The 20,829-nt window shown below is 74.4% G+C and carries 21 protein-coding genes; 14 read left to right on the top strand and 7 right to left on the bottom strand.

What is annotated here, in order from left to right; translation table 11 throughout:
• Positions 1–87 precede the first annotated feature (87 nt).
• The 4 genes from ACI782_RS06560 to ACI782_RS06545 all read left to right on the top strand — a co-directional run bounded on the left by ACI782_RS06560 (position 88) and on the right by ACI782_RS06545 (position 5,170).
• Complete coding sequence (locus ACI782_RS06560; protein ID WP_456907306.1) at positions 88–576, top strand: bifunctional nuclease family protein; 489 nt, start codon at positions 88–90, stop codon at positions 574–576.
• Positions 577–823: 247 nt separating this feature from the next.
• The gene (locus tag ACI782_RS06555) at positions 824–1,396 is read left to right on the top strand and encodes a MerR family transcriptional regulator (RefSeq protein WP_456907304.1); all 573 of its coding nucleotides are present in this window, start codon (positions 824–826) and stop codon (positions 1,394–1,396) included.
• Between the two features lie 180 nt (positions 1,397–1,576).
• Positions 1,577–4,597 (top strand): aminomethyl-transferring glycine dehydrogenase, encoded by a 3,021-nt coding sequence (gene gcvP / locus ACI782_RS06550; RefSeq protein ID WP_456907302.1) that lies wholly within the window; start codon positions 1,577–1,579, stop codon positions 4,595–4,597.
• Positions 4,598–4,672: 75 nt separating this feature from the next.
• Positions 4,673–5,170 (top strand): phosphate-starvation-inducible PsiE family protein, encoded by a 498-nt coding sequence (locus ACI782_RS06545; RefSeq protein ID WP_456907300.1) that lies wholly within the window; start codon positions 4,673–4,675, stop codon positions 5,168–5,170.
• A gap of 125 nt (positions 5,171–5,295) precedes the next feature.
• Here ACI782_RS06545 and ACI782_RS06540 read toward each other — a convergent pair whose 3' ends face one another.
• Together ACI782_RS06540 and coaA are read right to left on the bottom strand one after the other, a co-directional pair.
• The gene (locus ACI782_RS06540) at positions 5,296–5,499 is read right to left on the bottom strand and encodes a DUF5999 family protein (protein ID WP_456907298.1); all 204 of its coding nucleotides are present in this window, start codon (positions 5,497–5,499) and stop codon (positions 5,296–5,298) included.
• 140 nt (positions 5,500–5,639) lie between these two features.
• Positions 5,640–6,593, bottom strand: a complete 954-nt coding sequence (coaA, locus tag ACI782_RS06535) for a type I pantothenate kinase (protein ID WP_456907297.1) — start codon at positions 6,591–6,593, stop codon at positions 5,640–5,642.
• 108 nt (positions 6,594–6,701) lie between these two features.
• Here coaA and ACI782_RS06530 point away from each other — a divergent pair, with 108 nt between their 5' ends.
• Positions 6,702–7,514: a GNAT family N-acetyltransferase gene (locus tag ACI782_RS06530; protein ID WP_456907295.1), complete on the top strand. Its 813-nt coding sequence runs from the start codon at positions 6,702–6,704 to the stop codon at positions 7,512–7,514.
• 6 nt (positions 7,515–7,520) lie between these two features.
• Here ACI782_RS06530 and ACI782_RS06525 read toward each other — a convergent pair whose 3' ends face one another.
• Positions 7,521–8,411 (bottom strand): serine hydrolase, encoded by an 891-nt coding sequence (locus tag ACI782_RS06525; protein ID WP_456907293.1) that lies wholly within the window; start codon positions 8,409–8,411, stop codon positions 7,521–7,523.
• 76 nt (positions 8,412–8,487) lie between these two features.
• A complete protein-coding gene (locus ACI782_RS06520; RefSeq protein WP_456907291.1) occupies positions 8,488–9,033 on the bottom strand; it encodes a YbhB/YbcL family Raf kinase inhibitor-like protein in 546 nt (181 codons plus the stop codon).
• Between the two features lie 190 nt (positions 9,034–9,223).
• On the opposite strand from ACI782_RS06520, the gene ACI782_RS06515 reads away from it, so the two are divergent.
• Positions 9,224–9,955 (top strand): HAD family hydrolase, encoded by a 732-nt coding sequence (locus ACI782_RS06515; protein WP_456907289.1) that lies wholly within the window; start codon positions 9,224–9,226, stop codon positions 9,953–9,955.
• Positions 9,952–12,315, top strand: coding sequence for a glycoside hydrolase family 65 protein (locus ACI782_RS06510; protein WP_456907287.1), 2,364 nt, complete (start codon positions 9,952–9,954; stop codon positions 12,313–12,315). The genes ACI782_RS06515 and ACI782_RS06510 overlap by 4 nt, the downstream gene beginning before the upstream one ends.
• A gap of 31 nt (positions 12,316–12,346) precedes the next feature.
• On the opposite strand, the gene ACI782_RS06505 is transcribed toward ACI782_RS06510, so the two are convergent.
• Positions 12,347–13,051 (bottom strand): M50 family metallopeptidase, encoded by a 705-nt coding sequence (locus ACI782_RS06505; RefSeq protein ID WP_456907285.1) that lies wholly within the window; start codon positions 13,049–13,051, stop codon positions 12,347–12,349.
• Positions 13,052–13,148: 97 nt separating this feature from the next.
• Here ACI782_RS06505 and ACI782_RS06500 point away from each other — a divergent pair, with 97 nt between their 5' ends.
• Positions 13,149–13,793, top strand: a complete 645-nt coding sequence (locus ACI782_RS06500; protein ID WP_456907283.1) for a LysE family translocator — start codon at positions 13,149–13,151, stop codon at positions 13,791–13,793.
• A gap of 7 nt (positions 13,794–13,800) precedes the next feature.
• Here ACI782_RS06500 and ACI782_RS06495 read toward each other — a convergent pair whose 3' ends face one another.
• Positions 13,801–14,400, bottom strand: coding sequence for a TIGR03086 family metal-binding protein (locus ACI782_RS06495; protein ID WP_456907281.1), 600 nt, complete (start codon positions 14,398–14,400; stop codon positions 13,801–13,803).
• A 323-nt stretch (positions 14,401–14,723) separates the two neighbouring features.
• The gene (locus tag ACI782_RS06490) at positions 14,724–15,035 is read right to left on the bottom strand and encodes a VOC family protein (protein WP_456907279.1); all 312 of its coding nucleotides are present in this window, start codon (positions 15,033–15,035) and stop codon (positions 14,724–14,726) included.
• Between the two features lie 90 nt (positions 15,036–15,125).
• On the opposite strand from ACI782_RS06490, the gene ACI782_RS06485 reads away from it, so the two are divergent.
• The 6 genes from ACI782_RS06485 (at position 15,126) to ACI782_RS06460 (ending at position 20,823) form a co-directional block, all read left to right on the top strand.
• On the top strand, positions 15,126–15,386 hold the full coding sequence (locus tag ACI782_RS06485) for a type II toxin-antitoxin system Phd/YefM family antitoxin (RefSeq protein WP_456907277.1): 261 nt from the start codon (positions 15,126–15,128) through the stop codon (positions 15,384–15,386).
• Complete coding sequence (locus tag ACI782_RS06480) at positions 15,383–15,757, top strand: type II toxin-antitoxin system VapC family toxin (RefSeq protein WP_456907275.1); 375 nt, start codon at positions 15,383–15,385, stop codon at positions 15,755–15,757. Before ACI782_RS06485 ends, ACI782_RS06480 begins: the two co-directional genes overlap by 4 nt.
• A 196-nt stretch (positions 15,758–15,953) precedes the next feature.
• Positions 15,954–17,429, top strand: a complete 1,476-nt coding sequence (locus tag ACI782_RS06475) for a sugar transferase (protein WP_456907273.1) — start codon at positions 15,954–15,956, stop codon at positions 17,427–17,429.
• A 95-nt stretch (positions 17,430–17,524) separates the two neighbouring features.
• A complete protein-coding gene (locus tag ACI782_RS06470) occupies positions 17,525–18,697 on the top strand; it encodes an O-antigen ligase family protein (protein WP_456907271.1) in 1,173 nt (390 codons plus the stop codon).
• Entirely contained in the window at positions 18,698–19,807 is a 1,110-nt protein-coding gene (locus ACI782_RS06465) for a glycosyltransferase (protein ID WP_456907269.1), read from the top strand.
• Positions 19,804–20,823: a hypothetical protein gene (locus tag ACI782_RS06460; RefSeq protein ID WP_456907267.1), complete on the top strand. Its 1,020-nt coding sequence runs from the start codon at positions 19,804–19,806 to the stop codon at positions 20,821–20,823. Before ACI782_RS06465 ends, ACI782_RS06460 begins: the two co-directional genes overlap by 4 nt.
• Positions 20,824–20,829 lie beyond the last annotated feature (6 nt).

The following is a 20,829-nucleotide window of genomic DNA, read 5'->3' as shown; positions in this document are numbered from 1 at the left end:
GCCCTCGGGCCTCCCGTGCCGATCCGTCCACCAGCCGCCAGAACCGATCCACCCCCCGTCCGGGGCCGCAGCTGAGGGAGCCCTCCCGTGCAGGAACTGAGAGTCGTCGGGGTCCGGGTCGAGCTGCCCGGGAACCAGCCGATCCTGCTGCTGAAGGAGACGCAGGGGGAGCGGTACCTGCCCATCTGGATCGGCGCGGTGGAGGCCGCCGCGATCGCGTTCGAGCAGCAGGGCGTCCGGCCGGCTCGGCCGATGACCCACGACCTGCTCAAGGACGTCGTCCGCGCGCTCGGTGCGACGCTGGAGGCGGTCAACATCACCGAGATGCGCGACGGCATCTACATCGCCGAGCTGGTGTTCGGCGACGACCGGGTGGTCAGCGCCCGGCCGTCGGACGCCGTCGCCCTCGCCGTCCGGACCGGCGCGCCGATCTTCGGCGCCGAGGACCTGCTCGACGAGGTGGGGATCGAGATCCCCGACGAGCAGGAGGACGAGGTCGAGAAGTTCCGCGAGTTCCTCGACCAGATCTCCCCGGAGGACTTCGGCGCCGGCTCCGGCTCCGGCGGGACTCCCTGAATTCTCCCGATCACCCTGCGTCTGGGCTCAAGTAGGGGTTCAGACCTGCCGATACCCCCCTGATGGGTGAGTGCAGCGACACGCCGCTCGCCTCAGTTGACCGACCTCTGGCCCCGGCTTACGGTCGGCGAACAACACCGGTGTGACACGTGGGACTCGACACGGCTCGGACGTGCAGTGACGCGACAGGGTGGGGCACCGGGGTTCCCGCGGTGAGGCGCTGCGGGACGCAGAGGAGGACGCTGACGTGAGCGACCAGAGCAAGGGCTCCCAGGGTCAGCTCTTCAGCGACGCCGCCGTCGGGGCACCGTCCTACGACGAGGTCGACACCGACCTCGTCGGGTACCGCGGCCCGACGGCGTGTGCCGCTGCCGGCATCACCTACCGCCAGCTCGACTACTGGGCCCGTACCGGACTGGTCGCACCCTCGGTGCGCAGCGCCACCGGCTCCGGGACTCAGCGGCTGTACTCCTTCCGCGACATCCTGGTGCTGAAGGTCGTCAAGCGGCTGCTGGACACCGGGGTGTCCCTGCAGAACATCCGCAAGGCCGTGGACCACCTGCGCAACCGCGGGATCAAGGACCTCGCCAACGTCACGCTCTTCTCCGACGGCGCGACGGTGTACGAGTGCACCTCCGCCGAGGAGGTCGTCGACCTGCTCGCCGGGGGCCAGGGCGTGTTCGGCATCGCCGTCTCCGGTGCGCTGCGCGAGCTCTCCGGCGACATCGCGGAACTGCCTGCCGAGCGCCTCGACGGCGGCCCGGTGCGCGCCTCCGACGACGAGCTCTCGCTGCGCCGCCGCCGCCGCGCCGCCGGGTAGGGGATCACACCGTCGTCCTCCGGACGACGACCGCAACCGGTGCCGCCCCGCGAGGCGGTGTGAGGAGTGGGGGCCGGAGGCTCCCGCGACGAGCGCCGGGTGGGGCTCAGCGCGGCCGGGGGACGGCACGTGGCCGCGGTGTCGTCCGGGCAGGACGACGATTGATGTAGCGTGCCGGTAATGGCGGACCGTGCTCCTGGCGCTCCCTCTCCCACCCCCCTCCCCGCACTGACCGACCTCGATCCGGCGGGTTCCTTCGCCGGCCGGCACATCGGTCCGCGGGACGACGAGACCGAGGCGATGCTCGCCGCCGTCGGCCACCCCTCGCTCGAGTCCCTCGTCGACGCCGCCGTGCCCGAGGGCGTGCGCGACCGGGCGACACTGGACCTGCCGCCCGCGGCCGACGAGGCCACCGTGCTGCGGCTGCTGGGGAAACGTGCCGCGGCCAACGACGTCTACACCTCGATGATCGGCCTGGGGTACTCCGGCACGGTCACGCCGGCGGTGATCCAGCGGGCGGTGCTGGAGAACCCCGCCTGGTACACCGCCTACACGCCCTACCAGCCCGAGATCAGCCAGGGCCGGCTCGAGGCGCTGATCAACTTCCAGACGATGGTCGCCGACCTCACCGGGCTGCCGGTGGCCGGCGCGTCCATGCTCGACGAGGCGACCGCGGCCGCCGAGGCGATGACCCTGGTCCGCCGTGCCGGCCGCGCCACGGCCGACGCGGTGTTCGTCGTCGACGCGGACACGCTGCCGCAGACCCTGGGGGTGCTGCGAACCCGCGCCGAGCCGCTGGGCATCCGGCTGCACGCCACCGACCTGTCCGCCGGCTGGCCGGCCGACCTGCCCGAGGCCGGCGCGTTCGGCGTCCTGCTGTCCTACCCGGGGGCCAGCGGCGCCGTCCGGGACCACGGTGCGCTGGCCGACGCCGCCCACGCGGCCGGCGCCGCCGTGGTCGTGGCCGCCGACCTGCTCGCCCTGACCCTGCTGGAGGCGCCGGGGGAGTGGGGCGCCGACGTCGCCTGCGGCACCTCCCAGCGGTTCGGCGTCCCGATGGGCTACGGCGGTCCGCACGCCGGGTACCTGTCGGTGCGCGAGGGGCTGGCCCGGCAGCTGCCCGGCCGGCTGGTCGGGGTGTCGGTGGACGCCGACGGCGACGTCGCCTACCGGCTGGCGCTGCAGACGCGCGAGCAGCACATCCGCCGGGAGAAGGCCACCAGCAACATCTGCACCGCCCAGGTGCTGCTCGCCGTGATGGCCGGCACCTACGCGGTCTACCACGGCGCCGAGGGGCTGACCGCGATCGCCGCCCGCGTGCACCGCAGCGCCCAGGCGCTGGCCGCCTGGCTGCGGGCCGGCGGGGTGGACATCGTGCACGACCGGTTCTTCGACACCGTCCAGGCGCGGGTGCCCGGCCGGGGGGCCGAGGTGGTCGCCGCCGCCGCGCAGCGCCGGGTCAACCTGCGCCTGGTGGACGCCGACACGGTCGGGGTGGCCTGCGACGAGACGACGACGCCGGACACCCTGCGTGCCGTCGCCGCGGCCTTCGGCGTCCCCGTGGACGACGCCGTCCTCACCGACGACGGGCCCGACGCGCTGCCCCCGGAGCTGCGCCGCCGGACGGCGTTCCTGACCCACCCGGTGTTCTCCGCGCACCGCTCCGAGACCGAGCTGATGCGCTACCTGCGGTCGCTCGCGGACAAGGACCTCGCGCTGGACCGGACGATGATCCCGCTCGGCTCCTGCACGATGAAGCTCAACTCCGCGGTCGAGATGGCCGCGATCACCTGGCCGGAGTTCGCCCAGCTGCACCCCTTCGCCCCGGCCGAGCAGGCCCGCGGCTACCGGCTGCTGATCGACGAGCTGTGCACCGGGCTGGCCGAGATCACCGGCTACGCCGCCGTGAGCGTGCAGCCCAACGCCGGCTCGCAGGGGGAGTTCGCCGGGCTGCTGGCCATCCGCGGGTACCACCGCTCCCGCGGCGAGGCGCACCGCGACGTCTGCCTGATCCCCTCGTCGGCGCACGGCACCAACGCCGCGAGCGCGGTCATGGCCGGCATGCGGGTGGTCGTCGTGGCCTGCGACGAGGCGGGCAACGTCGACGTCGCCGACCTGCGGGCCAAGGTCGACCAGCACGCCGAGCGGCTGGCCGCGATCATGATCACCTACCCGTCGACGCACGGCGTCTTCGAGGCCGAGGTGCAGGAGATCTGCGCCGCGGTGCACGACGCCGGGGGTCAGGTCTACGTCGACGGGGCCAACCTCAACGCGATGGTCGGGCTGGCCCGGCCGGGCCGGTTCGGCTCGGACGTCAGCCACCTCAACCTGCACAAGACCTTCTGCATCCCGCACGGCGGCGGCGGGCCGGGGGTGGGGCCGATCGGCGTCCGGGAGCACCTGGTGCCGTTCCTGCCCAACCACCCGCTGGCCCCCGAGGCGGGGCCGGAGACGGGCCCCGGGCCGGTGTCGGCCGCGCCGTGGGGCTCGGCCGGCATCCTGCCGATCTCCTGGGCCTACCTGCGGCTCATGGGCCCCGACGGGCTGACCCGCGCCACCGAGCACGCCATCCTGTCCGCCAACTACCTGGCCGCCCGGCTGCGGGAGCACTACCCGGTGCTCTACACCGGCGCCGGTGGGCTGGTGGCCCACGAGTGCATCCTCGACATCCGGCCGCTGACCAAGGCCACCGGGATCACCAACGACGACATCGCCAAGCGGCTGGTGGACTTCGGCTTCCACGCGCCGACGATGAGCTTCCCCGTGGCCGGCACGCTGATGGTCGAGCCGACCGAGAGCGAGGACCAGGCCGAGCTGGACCGGTTCGTCGACGCGATGGCCGCCATCCGCGGCGAGATCGAGAAGGTGGCCACCGGCGAGTACGACCGCACCGACAACCCGCTGCGCAACGCGCCGCACACGCTGAAGATGCTCGCGGGGGAGTGGGGTCGCCCGTACCCGCGGGAGGCCGCGGTCTTCCCCGTCCCCGCGCTGCGGGGCCGCGGCTACCTCAGCCCGGTGCGCCGCATCGACCAGGCCTACGGCGACCGCAACCTGGTGTGCTCCTGCCCGCCGCCGGAGGCGTTCGCCGAGCCCGAGCCGGCTGCGGAGCCCGCCGCGCGGGTGCCGGACCGCGGCGAGGGGGCACCGGACGACCTCGGGACGGCGGCCGACGCCGTGCCGGCGGGCGTCCGGGCGTGACGCGGCACCGCCCGATCGGCTGACCTGGGAGGTCACCCGAGCGGACCGGTGCCCGGATGCACCAGGATCCGCACCGTGGCGCGCCAGGAGCAGCACGACGTCGAGGACCGCATGCCGCCGCCCGGCTTCGGCCGGGTCGGCACGCGGACGCTGGAGATCGCGGAGAACGTGGTCTACGCGGGGATCGCGGTCCTGCTCATCGCGGGGTCCCTGCTGCTGCTCGTGGTGGCCGCGCTGAAGACGTCCACGCTGCTCTCGGACTTCTCCCAGGCCCCGCTGCTGGAGATGCTCGACGTGCTCCTGCTCGTCTTCATCTTCGTCGAGCTGCTCTTCGCGGTGCGGGCGACGGTGGAGCGGCGCGAACTGGTGGCCGAGCCGTTCCTGATCATCGGCATCATCGCCTCGATCAAGGAGATCGTCGTCCTCTCCGTGGAGGCGGCCGGCGTCGTCGGGCAGGGGGACGAGTTCGTCCACCGCCTGGTGGAGATCGGCGTCCTGGGTGTCCTGGTGGCCCTGCTGGGCGTGACGAGCTGGCTGCTGCGGCGCAAGGAGCGCGAGCCCGAGGAGGGGTGAGCGGGGGCCGGGCCCCGCTCGGAGCGGTGGCGCCGTCCCCCGCTCACAACCGTTATCCCCAACATCACGCACCGCACGAACACCAGGCACGGACAGGCGACGAGACGGGGACGGGCCCCGCCGGGTCAGGAGGCGGCGAGCTCCGGGGTGCGCCAGTCGCGGTGCACGTCGATCGCCCGGCCGTCCGGGAGCAGCTCGCCGTCGTCGTCGAAGAGGACGACGCCGTTGCACAGCAGGCTCCAGCCCTGCTCGGGGTGGCTGCGCACGACGGCGGCGAGGTCACGCAGGTCGCTGGTGGGGTCGGGGCAGGCCGGTACGTGGGAGCACATGGGGACTCTCCGTTCGGCCCGGCGACGGTGCGCCGGGATAACTCAGGGTGTGCGTCCGGTGACGCAGCCGCCGTCGAGTGTGCTCGCGATCCGCACCGCTGTCAGGTGAGGCACCTCACCATCTCACCCCTGCGGAGCAGTCAGATCTTGCGCAACAGCACCCGCCGCACCGCGTGGTCGGCGGCCTTCTGCAGCACCAGGCGGGCGCGGGACCGGGTCGGCGCGATGTTGCTCCGCAGGTTGGGCCCGTTCACCGCCGTCCAGATGCCCAGCGCCGTCTCCCGCGCCTGCTCGTCGGTGAGGTCGGCAAACCGGTGGAAGTAGGCCGAGCTGTCGGCGAACGCCGTCCGGCGCAGGGCCAGGAAGCGGTCGACGTACCACTGCTGGATGTCGGTCTCGGCGGCGTCGACGTAGACGGAGAAGTCGAAGAAGTCGGAGAGGAAGACCTCGGGTGCGTTGCCGTCGGCCCGCCGTCCGGCCTGCAGCACGTTGAGCCCCTCCAGGACGAGGATGTCCGGCCGGTCCACCACCTGCCGGGCCTGCGGGACGACGTCGTAGGACTGGTGGTCGTAGAGCGGGGCGCTGACCTCGCCGCGGCCGGACTTCACGTCGGCGAGGAAGCGCAGCAGGGCCCGCCGGTCGTAGCTCTCCGGGAAGCCCTTGCGGCCGAGCATCCCGCGCGCCTCGAGCACCGCGTTCGGCCAGAGGAAGCCGTCGGTGGTGACCAGGTCCACCCGCGGGGACCCGGGGCCGGCGGCCAGCAGCGTCTGCAGCAGGCGGGAGGTCGTGCTCTTGCCGACGGCGACGCTGCCGGCCACCGCGATGACGTAGGGGACCTTGGCCGTCGAGTCGCCGAGGAACTCGCTGCGAGCCGCCCACAGCCGCCGGCTGGCCTCGACGTGCAGCCGCAGCAGCCCCGCGAGGGGCAGGTACACCGTGGCCACCTCGTCGAGGTCGATGCGGTCGCCCAGCGAGGCCAGCGACCGCAGCTGCGGCTCGTCGAGGGGCAGCCGGGTGCCCGCCGCGAGGGCCCGCCACGAGTCGCGGTCGAACACCGCGTAGGGCGAGACCTGGTGTCGTGTCCCTGCCGTCACGGTGCCATCGTGCCGTCCGGCCCCCGCTCCTCACCCGCCCGGGTGGCCCGCACCGCCGCAGCTCGCCGTCCGGACGCCCGTCCGCCGACCGGCGTCTAGGGTGCCGGTGTGCCGCCGTCTCCCGGGCTGCTCGACTGCATCGAGCGGTACTTCGCCGCCGCGCCGCTCGCCGATGCCCGGATCGAGGCCGCCGGCGGCCTCGACGTCCCGGTGGGGACCGCCGAGTGGCCGTACCCGGCCCGGCCGCGGGCGGGGGAGCGGGTCACCGCCGACGACGTCCGCGCCGCGGCCGACGTCCAGCGGCGCGCGGGGCTGCCCGTGGCGCTCGAGTGGATCTGCGAGCGCACGCCGTCGGCCGCGGGCGCGGCGCGGGCGGCCGGCCTCGTCGTCGAGGAGGTCCCGCTGCTGGTCGCCGCCGATCCGGTCGAGCTGCTGCTCCCGCACGGCGTGCGGCTCTACCTGGTCGGCGCCGACGACCCCGAGCTGCCCCGCTACCAGCGGCTGGCGTCGATCGCCTTCGCCCACCCCGGCCCGCGCGCCGACGTGGGGGAGGAGCGGGTGGAGGCGACGCCGCAGGCCCCCCGGACGGCGGTGCTGCGGGAGCGGATCGCCAGCGGGCGCACGGTGATGATGGTGGCGGTCGAGGGCGACGACCCGGTCGCGGTCGGCGCCCACCACCCCCTCGACGTCGGCGGCGGCACCGAGGTCAGCGAGATCACCGGCGTGGCGACGCTGCCGCGGTTCCGCGGCCGGGGCCTGGGGGCGGGGGTGGCCTCCGCCCTGGCCGAGCACGCCCGGGAGACCGCGGACCTGGTGTTCCTGGTCGCCGGCGACGACGACGTCGCGCGCGTGTACGAGCGGGTGGGGTTCGCCCGGCTGGCCACCGTCGGGGTGGCCGGCCCGGCCGCGACCGGCGACTGACCGGCGTCAGGACGCCGGCGGCAACGCCGCGAGCGCCGCGGCGGCGGCCGTCAGCGCCGCCCGGTCGGCGGTCCAGCTCACCGACAGCGGCACCTCGCTGAGCAGCACCACGACCTGACCGTCCCGGACGGCCACCGAGTGCAGGTGCCGCTGGCCGCCCACGCAGCACATCCAGCCCTGCTTGACCGCCGGCGTCCCGGGCAGGGCGCCGAAGGCACCGAACCGCTGGTCGAAGCCGTCCGCACCGCGCGGGGTCGCCTCCTGCATCCACCGCGTGAGCCTCGCGGCGTCGTCCGGGTGGGAGACGACGGGCAGGAGGGCGAGGAAGCGGGCCAGGTCGCGTGCGGTGGTGGTGGCCTCGCCCCACTCGCCGGGTACCCGCGGCGGCGCGGTGCGGGGCAGACCGTAGCGGGCGGCGGCCTCCCGCACGAGCCCGGCGCCGTCGAAGCGCACCCACACGGCGGAGGCGGCGGCGTCGTCGGAGCGGGCGATCATCCGCTGCAGCGTGTCGAGGTCGTCGGCGTCGAGCGTCACCTGGCCGGTGCGGGCGCGCCAGAGGACCCCCTCGGCGAGGAAGAGCTTGACCAGCGAGGCGGTCGGGAAGACCCGGTCGGCCTGCCCGTTGGCGGCGCTCGCGGCGACCAGCCGGGCGGAGCGCGCCTCGATCGCCCGCGCGGTCAGGCCGGTCAGCCGGCTCTCCTGCGGCGCCACGACGACGGCCAGCGTGCCGGTGGACCCGAACGCGGCCGTGGCCGCCCTCACCGCCTCCGCCGCCGGGCTCCCCGCGGCGGAGGCCGGCCGGGCGGCGGCGAGCAGGACGGTCAGCAGGAGGACCAGCGCCGCGGCCGTACCGCGGGCACGCCGGAGGCCGGATCGGTGCGACGCGGCCGCCGGCATGCCGTCATCCTGCGCCGCTCACCTGGGAGAACCTCCAGTCTTCAACGATCGGGTGCGCGTCCCTCACCCGATGTGGTCACTCCTGTGCGTAGGTGGCCACGAGTGTCGCCCGTCCGAGTGTGTGGCCGAACAGGTTGAAGCCGAGGACGGCGGGCGTGGTGTCCGGCGTGACGTCCAGGGCCTCGGTGTCCACCGCGTGCACGGTGACGAAGTACCGGTGCGGGCCGTGCCCGGCCGGGGGAGCGGCCCCGACGTACCCGGGGAAGCCGGCGTCGTTGCGCAGCTGCACCGCCCCCTCCGGCAGGCCCGACCCGGCCCGGTCACCGGCGCCGCTGGGCAGCTCGGTCACCGTGGCCGGGATGTTGGCCACCGCCCAGTGCCAGAAGCCGCTCTGCGTGGGCGCGTCCGGGTCGTAGACGGTGACCGCGAAGCTCCGCGTGCCCTCCGGGGCGCCCGACCAGGACAGCTGCGGGGAGCGGTCCTCGCCGCCTGCGCCCATGACCCCGCTGACCTGCGGCGCCGGCAGGGGCTGCCCGTCGCTGCAGTCGGTGCTGGTCACCGCGAAGCCGGGGACCTGCGGGAGGAAGTCGAAGGGGTTGGGCGGCGTCGGACGGGCGGCCATGGCGGACCTCTCCTCGGTCGTGCGGAACGGGGTGTCCCGCGTCCGCCGCCGACCTTAGAAGGACCCCCTGCCCCCCCACCGCTCGCAAGCTCGCGGCGGGACCCTGCAGGGGGCCGGGGCGGGCCCGCCCACGGGTGAACTGGGGGTTTCCGGCCCGACACGCAGCCCCGGGCGCCGGTAGCGTCGAGCCGTGCTCGGACTCCCGGACTCCATCCGCGCCTGCCTGTTCGACCTCGACGGCGTTCTCACCCGGACGGCCACGGTGCACATGGCGGCCTGGAAGCGCACGTTCGACGAGTTCCTGCACCGGCGCGACCCCTCCGCGCCGGAGTTCACCCAGGACGACTACAACCGCTACGTCGACGGCAAGCCCCGCCTCGACGGGGTGCGCGACTTCCTCACCAGCCGCGGCGTCACGCTGCCGGAGGGGACGCCCGACGACCCCCCGGACGCCGCGACCGTGCACGGCGTCGGACGGCGCAAGAACGACCTGGTGCTGGCGGAGCTGGCCGAGCACGGCGTCGAGGTCTACCCCGGGTCGGTGCGCTACCTGCGGGCGGTGAAGGACGCCGGGCTGCGCACCGCCGTGGTGACCGCCTCCCGCAACGGCGGCGACGTCGTGGCGGCCGGTGGCTTCGCCGACCTGGTCGACACCCGCGTGGACGGCGTGGTCGCGGCCGACCAGCGGCTGCGCGGCAAGCCCGCCCCGGACACCTTCCTCGCCGCCGCCCGCGAGCTCGGGGTCGACCCGGCCGGCGCCGCGGTGTTCGAGGACGCCCTCGCCGGCGTGGCGGCCGGCCGGGCAGGGCGGTTCGGCCACGTCGTCGGGGTCGACCGGGTGGGTCAGGGCGACGCGCTGCGGGCGTCCGGGGCCGACGTCGTCGTCACCGACCTGGCGCAGCTCCTGGAGGGCCGGTCATGACCGAGGGACGGCCCAGCTTCCCGGTCGAGCCGTGGGCGCTCACCGAGATCGGCCTCGACCACGCCTCGCTGGCGGTCCACGAGTCGGTGTTCGCGCTGGCGAACGGGCACATCGGCATGCGCGGCTCGTTCGAGGAGGGCGAGCCGGTCGTCGTCCCGGGCACCTACCTCAACGGGTTCTTCGAGGAGCGGCCGCTGCCCTACGCCGAGGCCGGCTACGGCTTCCCCGAGCAGGGGCAGACCGTGGTCAACGTGACCGACGGCAAGCTGATCCGGCTGCTGGTCGGCGACACCCCGCTGGACCTGGACTACGGCGAGATCATCGAGCACCGCCGCACCCTCGACCTGCGCCGCGGCCTGCTGCGCCGCACCACCGAGTGGCGGTCGCCGAACGGTCGGACGGTCCGGGTCATCAGCACCCGGCTGGTCTCGCTGCGCCGCCGCTCCATCGCCGCCATCGAGTACCGAGTCGAGTGCACCGACGGCCGCGGCGACCTCTACATCGCGCTGCAGTCGGACCTGCTGGCCAACGAGCCGAGCGACAGCGGCAGCGAGACCGACGACCCGCGGGCGGCCGCGGCGCTGGCCCACCCGCTGGTCAACGAGATGGCCGTGGCCCGCGGCCAGCGGGCGGTGCTGGTGCACCGCACCCGCCGCAGCCGGCTGCGCATCGCCGCCGGCATGGACCACGTCGTCGAGGTGCCCGACAGCTCCACCGGGGACATCGAGGCGACCGACGACCTCGCCCGGTTCACCCTCGCCGCGCGGCTGCCCCAGGGGTCGGCGGTGACGATGGTGAAGTACCTCGCCTACGGGTGGTCCTCCCGGCGCTCGGCGGCCGCGCTGCGCGACCAGGTCGAGGGCGCGCTGGCCACGGCCAAGCTGGCCGGCTTCGAGCAGCTGCTGCGCGAGCAGCGGGAGGTCCTCGACGCCCACTGGGCGCACGCCGACGTGGAGGTCGAGGGGGACGACGAGCTGCAGCAGGCGGTGCGGGTCGGCGTCTTCCACGTGCTGCAGGCCGGGTTGCGGGCCGAGCGGCAGCCGATCCCGGCCAAGGGGCTGACCGGTCCCGGCTACGACGGGCACACCTTCTGGGACACCGAGACCTACGTCCTGCCGGTGCTCACCTACATCGCGCCGGAGGCGGCCCGCGACGCGCTGCGGTGGCGCCACTCGACGCTGGACCTCGCCCGCGAGCGCGCCCGGGTGCTCGGCCTGCACGGCGCGGCGTTCCCGTGGCGGACCATCCGCGGCGAGGAGACCTCCGGCTACTGGCCGGCCGGGACGGCGGCCTTCCACATCAACGCCGACATCGCCGACGCCGTCGTCCGCTACTCCAACGCCACCCTCGACGAGGAGTTCGACCGCGACCACGGCGCCGAGCTGCTCATCGAGACCGCGCGGCTGTGGGCCTCGCTCGGGCACTTCGACGACGAGCACGGGTTCCGCATCGACGGGGTGACCGGCCCCGACGAGTACACCGCCGTGGTGGACAACAACGTGTTCACCAACCTCATGGCGCAGCGCAACCTGCGCGAGGCGGCCGCGGCGGTCAAGCGGCAGCCCGACGTCGCGGGGCGGCTGGAGGTCAGCGACGTCGAGGTCGACACCTGGCTGCGGGCGGCGTCGCTGATGGCGGTGCCCTACGACACCCGGCGCGGCGTGCACATGCAGTCCGACGCGTTCACCCACCACGAGGAGTGGGACTTCGCGAACACGCCCAAGGAGTGCTACCCGCTGCTGCTGCACTACCCGTACTTCGACATCTACCGCAAGCAGGTGGTCAAGCAGGCCGACCTGGTGATGGCGCTGCACCTGCGCGGCGACGCGTTCAGCCACGAGGAGAAGGTCGCCGACTTCGCGTACTACGAGCCGCGGACGGTGCGCGACTCGTCGCTGTCGGCGGCGCCGCAGGCGGTGGTCGCGGCCGAGACCGGCCACCTCGAGCTGGCCCACGACTACTGGGGCGAGGCCGCGCTCACCGACCTGCAGAACCTGCACGGCAACTCCGGGCACGGCCTGCACATCGCCGCGCTCGCCGGCGGCTGGACCGTCGCGGTGGCCGGCTTCGGGGGCATGCGCGACCACGACGGGCACCTCACCTTCGCCCCCCGGCTGCCGCAGGGGATCACCCGGCTGCGCTTCCGGCTCAACTACCAGGGCCGCTGCCTGGTGGTGACGGTGACCCCGACCCGGGCCGGCTACCGGCTGTCGGAGGGCGAGCCGCTCGACGTCCACCACCACGGCCGGCGGCTGACCGTGGCCGAGGACGAGGTGGTCGCCGACATCCCGCCCGCGCCGGCGGTCGAGCCGGTGAGCCAGCCGGCCGGCGCGGCACCCCGGCGGCGCGGGCGGGAGTGAGCCGGCGGCTCTGCATCAGGGCCGGGGCGGGTCAGCCCAGCAGCCACCAGCCGCCCAGCACCAGGGCGCCCACGTCGACCAGCAGGAACACCCCCACCCACAGCAGCGCCGGCAGGCGGGTGAGCCGGGCCAGCTGGTCGGCGTCGGAGTCCGGCGCACCCCGGCGGCGGCGCGCCCGCTGCAGCTCCAGCACGGTCTTGGGGGCGGCCAGCAGGAGGAACCACGTGCCGGCGGCGGCGAAGGCGGCCTGCCCGTCCGGCGGCAGCCACGAGGTGACCGCGACCAGCACCGCCGCGGTGACCAGCACCGCCCACAGCCCGAACCAGTTGCGGATCTGCACCAGCAGCAGCGCCAGCAGGGCCAGCAGCGCCCACAGCAGGCCCACCGCGTGCCCGCCGGCCAGCAGCGCGGCCGCGCCGAGGCCGAACAGCGCCGGCCCGGTGTAGCCCGCCGCGCAGGTGAGCACCATCCCCAGCCCGGTCGGGCGGCCGGCCGAGACCGTCAAGCCGGAGGTGTCCGAGTGCAGCCGGATCCCCGACAGGCGCCGCCCGGCGGCCAGCGCCACCAGGCCGTGCGCGCCCTCGTGGGCGATGGTCACGACGGTGCGCGCCGGGCGCCACAGGGCGGGGGAGAGGACGACGACGGCGGCCACGGCCAGGGCGGCGACCAGCACGGCCGTGGGCAGGTCGGGCACCGGGGTGGTGACCCGGGTCCAGAAGCGCGCGACGAGGTCCACGGCGGCGAGTCAACCGCACCCACCTGTGAGCGACCGGCCGCGCCACGGTCCCCGGAAAGCCGTCGACGGGCGAACGTCGGCCTGTCACCATCCGGCCGTGGACGTCGTCTCGTCGCTGCCGGCCTTCGTGCTGGCGGTCCTGCTCATCTCGGCCTCGCCGGGGCCCGCGATGGCGCTGATCTTCCGGCGGGCCGCGCTGCGCGGACTCGCCGGCGCGGTGCCCACCGTCCTCGGCCTCGAGCTGGGGCTGTACCTGTGGGCGCTGTTCGCCGGCGCCGGGTTCGCCGCCCTGGTCGCCGCCTCCGAGATCGGCTACCTGGTGCTGCGGGTGGTCGGCGCCGCGGTGCTCCTGGTGCTCGGCGTCCGGGCCTGGCGGGCCGCGTGGCGCGAGCGGGGTCGGCCCGACGTCCCGGTCCCGGCGGTGCCCCCGGCCGGCCGCCGACGCTGGTGGACGGCGTTCGGGGAGGGCCTGCTCGTGCAACTGGCCAACCCCAAGGCCGCCGTCTTCATGATCGCCTTCTATCCGCAGTTCGTCCCTGCCGACGGCCCGGTGTTCGCGACGACGGCGCTGCTCGGGCTGCTGCAGATCACCCTGGAGACGGGGCTCTACCTGGCCCTCGCCGCCGGCGTCGCGCGCGCCGGGACGTGGTTCCGGCGCCCGCGCATCCGCCGGCGGCTCGAGGCGGTCAGCGGCAGCGTCCTCGTGGCGCTCGGCGTCCGGGTGGCGGTGTCCAGCCGCTGAGGGCCGGTCAGGGGCGCCAGCCCGGGTCGCGGCCGGAGAGCCGCAGCGCCCGCTCGAGGGTCGGCGTCGTGTCGTCCACCGGCAGCTCGTCGGCGAAGCCGCCGTACTGGCGGAACAGCGCACCGTGCTCGACGACGAGGTCCAGGACCACGCGCGCGGTCTCCTCGCTCACCTCGACCTGCTGGCCGGTCGCCCGGGCGACGTCCCAGCCGTGGACGACGAGCTCCTTGACCAGCATCCCGGCGACCGTCGCCGCGGGCACCGCCATCCCGCCGAGGTCGACGTCGCCCTCCCACGCGGCGGGGTCGCGCCAGGCGGCGAGGGCGCGGTCGAGCTGGTCGGCGTAGCGCTGCGGCCAGTCGGCGTCCGCGGCGAAGTCGCGGGTGGTCAGCTCCTCGGGGATCGGCTGCCGGCGGGCGCGGCAGTCGAGGCCGTGGGCGCTGTAGAGCACCCAGTGGTCGACCAGTGCACGCAGGTCCCACTCGGCGTCCGGGGTGGGGGAGTCCAGGGGTGCCCCGGCGGCCCCCGCGGCGACGCGGCGGGCCACCGCGGCCGCCTCCGCGAGCCGGTCGTACAGGTCGGGGAGGGTGTGCGTGGTCGCGGTCATGCCCGGCACGCTAGGAGGGCCCGGGGCCCTGTGTCTTGGAGGAACGCGACGCCGCTCGGCCGCGGGCCTCGCGGGCGTAGCGGGCCGGGGGAGTGCCGACGGCGGCGGTGAAGTCGCGCACCAGGTGCGCCTGGTCGCACCAGCGACTCGTGGCTCGTGCCGGCCGGCAGCGCCCACGTCACCCGCCAGAACACCGCGACGAGGTCGGCGACCGTCCCGGAGGCCGGCAGCCGCTCCAGCCGGAAGACGTCGGGGATCGCCGCCGGCCGGACGATGGCCCTCGTGCCGCTCCCCGTGTCCACGCCCGGGACCCTACGAGCAGGTCAGCGCGTGTGCGTCAGGTTGACCACGTTGCCGTCGGGGTCCTTGACGTGGGCGACCCGCTGGCCCCACGGCATGTCGTTGGCCGGGCCGGGCGCCTGGCCGCCGAGCTCGGTCACCCGGGGCAGCAGCGCGTCGACGTCGTCCACCTCGATGCTGAGCAGCATCCGGCCGGGCTCGCCGGGCACGGCCGACCCGTCGGCGGACAGGCCGAGTTCGGACTCGCCGACCTGCAGGCCGAGGACGCCGGTGTAGAAGGCGAGCAGCCGGTCGACGTCGGGCGTGACGAGGATCGGTCGGATGGTGCTGGTCACGGGACCTCCCGCGCTCGGGCGCTGTCGGAGGGGAGACCGTCCCACAGCGGCCGACTCATCGGCGTCACCTTGACTTAGCCAGACTTAGCCATGACTCTGGGTGCCATGGAGCACACGGTCAACGTCCACGAGGCGAAGACCCACCTGTCGCGCCTCCTGGAGGCCGTGGAGCGGGGGGAGGACGTGGTGATCGCCCGGGCCGGGAGGCCGGTCGCGCGGCTGGTCCCCGTCGCGCCGGCCTCGCGGCGGCGGGAGCCGGGCGCGTGGCGGGGCCGGGTGTTCATCGCCGACGACTTCGACGAGACCCCGGACAGCGTGATCGCCGCCTTCCACGGCGACGCCGGCTCGTGACGCTGCTGCTCGACACGCACGTGCTGCTGTGGTGGCTGGCCGACGACCCCCGGTTGACCCCGGCCATGCGCGAGGCGATCACCGATCCGGCCTCGTCGGTCACGGTGTCGGCGGCGTCGGCGTGGGAGATGGCGATCAAGGCGGCGCTCGGCAAGCTGTCGATCCCGCACGACCTGGTCGACCAGCTCGAACAGCACGGGTTCCGTGAGCTGACGATCACCGTGGAGGACGGCCTGGCCGCCGGCGCGCTGCCGCGACACCACGACGACCCGTTCGACCGCATGCTGATCGCCCAGGCCGTGCGCCGCAGACTCGTGCTCGTCACGGCCGACCGGCGGTTCGGCGACTACGACGTCCTCACGCTGGCGTAGCAGGCAGCAGCACGCCGGCATCGGAGGACTGCCACCGAGCCGGGTCCGGCGAGGGCCATCGACCGCACCGTCGTGGACCGCGTGCCGAGCGCCTCGGGGTGCGTCACGGCTCCCGACGACAACGGGTGGTGAGTGCGTCGAGAGGCGGGCCGGCGGCTGAGCACCTAGCGTCTTGGGGCGCTCATGAGGAGGTGTTGTGACTGACCACGGCCAACAGGGTCCGGACGTCGGTGTGGTGAACCACGTCGAGCCACCGCTGCCCGTCGCAGCGGCTCCCGGGGGTGTCCGCAGTCCGGGGACGCTGGTCCGCGAGGACTCATGGCGCAATCCCGAACCCTGGTGGCTGCGCCTCGGCGTCCGCCCCTACCTCCTGCTCGGGGACGTGCTGGCCTTCGTCATCGCCACTGCCATCACCTCACCGGGGTCGCCCGTGCACCTGGTCGTGTTGCCGGTGTACGTGCTCGTCTTCTACGTCGCCGGGCTCTACCGGTCACGGTTGAACCTCTCGCTCCTCGACGACCTGCCATACATCCTGGCGGCGTCCTTCGTGGGGTTCGCGATGAAGTTGGCGTTCATCTCGCTCTTCCCACACGTCGATCCGCCACCGCGGCAGGTCGTGCACGCGGTGGTGCTCCTCGTCACCGTCCTCGTGGTCCGGCGCATCGCCTACACGATCGTCCGCACGGCGCGGCGACGGGGGAGGGTCGGGCACCGCACCCTCATCGTCGGCGCCGGCCAGGTGGGGATCCGGCTGGCCGCCACGCTGCAGGAGCGGCGGACCTATGGACTGGAGCCCGTGGGCTTCGTCGACTCGGACCCGCCCGCCGACGAGTTGTCGCTGTTGCCGGTCCCAGTCCTCGGGCGGAACGAACGACTCGGCCGGGTCATCCGCGAGCACACCATCCGGGACGTCATCGTGGCGTTCGGAGCCGCCCGCGAGGAGGACCTCGTGGACATCCTGCGCACCTGCGACCGGCTGGACGTCGAGGTCTTCCTGGTCCCGCGACTGTTCGAGCTGCACAACGCCAACCGCTACACCGACGAGATCTGGGGCATCCCGCTCATCCGAGTGCGGCGAGCGGTGTTCCGCAGCCCGTGGTGGACGGTCAAGCGACTGGTCGACGTCCTGGTCGCCGGCATCGCCCTGGTCGTCCTGTCACCCCTGATGGCCGTGTGCGCACTCGCGGTCCGACACGAGGGCGGCCCAGGGGTCATCTTCCGGCAGCAGCGAGTGGGGATCGACGGACGTTCCTTCGACGTGCTCAAGTTCCGATCGCTCAAGCCCGTCGACGAGACGGAGTCCCAGACGAACTGGAACATCAAGCACGACGACCGCCTCGGCCCCGTCGGCAGGTTCCTGCGGGCCTCGTCACTCGATGAGCTGCCCCAGCTGTGGAACATCCTGCGTGGCGACATGAGCCTGGTCGGCCCTCGTCCGGAGCGTCCCCACTTCGTCGACCAGTTCTCCGAGCACATCCCCCGGTACACCGCCCGGCACCGCGTGCCCGCGGGGCTCACCGGCTGGGCCCAGGCCCACGGCCTGCGGGGGGACACCTCGATCGAGGACCGGGCGCGCTTCGACAACTACTACATCGAGAACTGGTCCCCCTGGCTCGACATGAAGATCGTCGCCAAGACGGTGGGCCAGGTCCTCCGACGGCAGGGAGGTTGACGGGGTACGTGCCCGCGGTCCCCGGGGCTCCGGAGGACGCCGGGCAGGGCATTCGAGCACGAAGCCCGTCAACCGGGCTCCTCCACGTGCTCCTGGTGGCCACACTGGCCCTGGCGCCGCTCGAGGGCTACCTGCAGGACGTCGACGCGAACCTCGGCAAGGTGGCCCCCGCGCTGTTCCTGGTCGTCTGGTTCGGGGACCGACTCGGCCGCGGCCGGCGGATCGGGGTCTCCCACCCCGTCGTCTGGTGCGCTGTCGGGCTGGTTCCCCTCGTCCTCGCCTCGACCGCGGTCAACCTGGACAACGGCTACGCCGTCCTCTACGTCGTCCGGTGGTTGCCCTTCCTCCTGCTGGTGGTGGCGCTGGTCGACGTCCTCAGCAACGACGTCGACCCCTGGGTGGGGCTGTACGCGTTGGTCGCCGGAGCCGCGGCGAGCGCCCTCGGTGCGGTCATCAGCTTCGCCTTCCTCGGCTCGCCACGAGCGACCGGCCCGCTCGAGGACCCGAACGACCTGGCCTACGTCATCACCGCAGCCGTGCCCATCGTGCTGCTGGCCGTGCGGAAGGCCAGGCGTCCGCTGACGGCGGTCGCCTGGGGAGGGGTCCTGGCCCTGCTGCTGGTGGGGGCGGCGGCCACACTGTCGCGGGGCGGCATCATCGCCACGACCCTCGTCCTCGTCTGGGCGCTGGCACGGGGACTGGTCCCCGTGCGCTTCCTCGTCGCGGCTGGCGCCCTCCTGGCAGCCCTCGCCGTGCCCATCCTGCTGCTGGCGCAGGACGCGGTGCAGCAGGCTCTGGACCAGAAGCAGTACATCGCCGCCAGCAACGTCGACACGCGGCTGCTCCGGTGGCAGGCGGCGGCGCGCATGCTGGCCGACAACCCGCTCCTGGGCGTGGGGCCGGGCGGGTTCCGCAGCGGCTACGTCGAGTACTCCGGGTTCGCTGAGCTCGCCGAACGGACGCCGGTGGCGCACGAGATGTACCTGGAGGTCGGCGCCGAGCTCGGCCTGCTCGCTCTGGGCCTGTTCATCGGCGGCATCGTGGCGGCGTTCGTGGCGAGTGAGCAGGCGATCCGCCGGAGCCGCGCCGCCGGTGCCGCCGCCCGGGACGCGCGGGTCCTCGCTGCCCTGGCCGTCCAGGGCAGCCTGCTGGCCGTCTGCGTGAGCTCGGTCTTCCTGTCCGAGCAGTACTACATGCCGCTCTGGGCAGGGCTGGCGATCGCCGGTGCGGTCGACCTGCGGAGCCGGAGCGGGGAGAGGAGCACGTGAATGCACGTCTTGCACGCCATCGGTGAGATGGGCACGGGTGGCGCGGAGTCTCTGGTCGTAGAGCTCGTACGACGAGGACCGCAGGTGGGGTGGCGTTCCTCGGTGGCCAGCGCCGGAGGTTCCCGGGAGGACGAGATCCTCCGGGCCGGACTGGCCGACGTGCACCGCGTCCCGCTGTCACGACGCAGGCCCGCGGGGCTGGCTCACGCCGTCGCGTCGACGCGCCGGTTGCTGGTGGCCGCCGCTCCGGACGTCGTCCTGGCGCACAACGTCGGGGTGACCGCGGCGGTGGCGCTCGCGCAACTGACCCGGCGGAGGAGGGTCCCGGTGGTGACCGTGTTCCACGGCGTGGCCGCCGAGGACTACCGCACCGCTGCCCGTCTGCTGGACACCGCGCCCCGGGTGGTGGTGACGGTGAGCGAGACGATCGCCGGCCGGCTGCGGTCCGCCGGTCTGCGCCGTGCGCCCGTCGTGATCCCGAACGCGGTGACCGCGCCGGACCTGCCCGACCGGGATCTGGCCCGTCGCGAGCTGGGGCTGGGCCAGGACGCCCGGGTGGCGCTCTGCGCGGCCCGGCTGGTGGAGCAGAAGAGACACGACGTCCTGCTCCGGGCATGGGCACGCCTCCCGGACGACTGCGTCCTCCTCGTCGCCGGGGACGGGCCCGAACGTCAGGCCATCGAGTCCCTGCACGCCGAACTCGGACTCGGCCGGCGGGTACGGCTGCTGGGCAACCGGTCGGACGTCCCGCGCCTGCTCGCCGCCGCGGACCTCGCCACGCTGGCCTCGGACTGGGAGGGGCTGCCCGTGTTCGTGCTCGAGTCGATGGCGGCCGGCCGGCCGGTCGTCGCCACCGCCGTCGACGGGCTCACCGAGGCCCTGCGGGGCGGGGGCGGGCTGCTGGTCCCACCGCGGTCACCCGACGCGCTCGCCGACGCCCTGGCGCGGCTGCTCACCGACACCACAGCGCGTACCGCCGCCGCCGAGGCAGCCAGGCGGACGATCGCCGAGGACCACGATCCCCTGCAGATGACCCGGCGGTACGACGACCTCCTGCGAGGCCTCGTCGGGGACCCCTCGTCCACCTCGTCCCCGACGGCCGCCCGGTGACCCGCTCCCAGGCGTTGGCGGCACTGCGCCGGGCCGTGGTCCCCGCGGTCCTCGCGGCCGGAGCCGCGATGGCGCTGGTCGTGGGGCTGCTGCTCAGCCGCGACCCCGAGTACCAGTCCCGGGTGGGGGTGGTGGCCACGCCGGTGACCAGCGGGAACCCGGCGGACCCCGACTATGGGGCCGTCGTGAGCTCGATCATGCCCGCGCTCCCGGAGGTCGCCGTGTCGACCCCGGTCGTCGAGCGCCTCTCGGACCGGTTGCCGGGGATGGACGCGGTGACGCTGGCCGAGTCGGTGTCGGTGGAGCTCGTCCCCGCCTCCGGTGTGGCCCGCGTGACCGCGACCGGTGAGAGTCCTCAGGCGGCGACCGCCGTCCTCAGCGCGGTCGTCGACCAGATCGTCGACAGTGACCTGCTCGCCCCGGTCGGCACCTTCACCGTCCTCGGGGACGTCGGCGCGGAGGCGACGCGGGTGGGACCGGACCCTCTCCTCGCCGGCGGCCTGGGTTCGCTCGCCGCGGTGGTCGTGGGCCTCCTCGCGGTCGCTGCGGTCCAGGTCCTGCGGCCGCGGCTGCTCACTGTCGCCGACGTCCAGCAGGTCGTCCGGTCGGTGGCCTCCCCGGAGGTGCCGGTCGTGGCCCTGGGCCGGTCCCAGCGGGGGCTGGACGTCCTCGCCTCGAGAGTCGCCGCCGCCGCGCCGACGGCAACCCGGGTCCGGGCCTTCCCGGCCGGTTCGACCGCAGAGGACGCACTCGTCAGCGCCATCGACGACCGACTGGCACGGCGCGCGGCGGATCTGGCGCCGGCCACCTGGTCGGCACCCGGTGACCAGGGGCAGCGGGGCGGCGCCAACGGGAGGATGGCGACGGACGCCCGCCACCGCGTCCGCGAGGCAGCCCCCGCGGAGCCCGCGCTCGTCACCGTGCGTCTGCGCCGGACGACGGCCGAGGAGCTCGCGGCGGCACTGTTGGCGGCTCTGGACTCCCGGCACGAGGTCGGTGCGGTCGTGGCCCGGTGACCCCGG

It is taken from the genome of Geodermatophilus sp. SYSU D00703, assembly GCF_054050155.1.
This window is presented reverse-complemented; position numbering and strand designations above follow the sequence as displayed.

Excerpts from the sequence above, each read along its gene's own strand:
- ACI782_RS06520 (WP_456907291.1), bottom strand. The coding sequence starts at position 9,033 with ATGGCCGCCCGTCCGACGCCGCCCAACCCCTTCGACTTCCTCCCGCAG.
- gcvP (WP_456907302.1), top strand. The coding sequence starts at position 1,577 with ATGGCGGACCGTGCTCCTGGCGCTCCCTCTCCCACCCCCCTCCCCGCA.
- ACI782_RS06485 (WP_456907277.1), top strand. The coding sequence starts at position 15,126 with ATGACTCTGGGTGCCATGGAGCACACGGTCAACGTCCACGAGGCGAAG.
- ACI782_RS06495 (WP_456907281.1), bottom strand. The coding sequence starts at position 14,400 with ATGACCGCGACCACGCACACCCTCCCCGACCTGTACGACCGGCTCGCG.
- ACI782_RS06465 (WP_456907269.1), top strand. The coding sequence starts at position 18,698 with ATGCACGTCTTGCACGCCATCGGTGAGATGGGCACGGGTGGCGCGGAG.
- ACI782_RS06540 (WP_456907298.1), bottom strand. The coding sequence starts at position 5,499 with ATGTGCTCCCACGTACCGGCCTGCCCCGACCCCACCAGCGACCTGCGT.
- ACI782_RS06525 (WP_456907293.1), bottom strand. The coding sequence starts at position 8,411 with ATGCCGGCGGCCGCGTCGCACCGATCCGGCCTCCGGCGTGCCCGCGGT.
- ACI782_RS06510 (WP_456907287.1), top strand. The coding sequence starts at position 9,952 with ATGACCGAGGGACGGCCCAGCTTCCCGGTCGAGCCGTGGGCGCTCACC.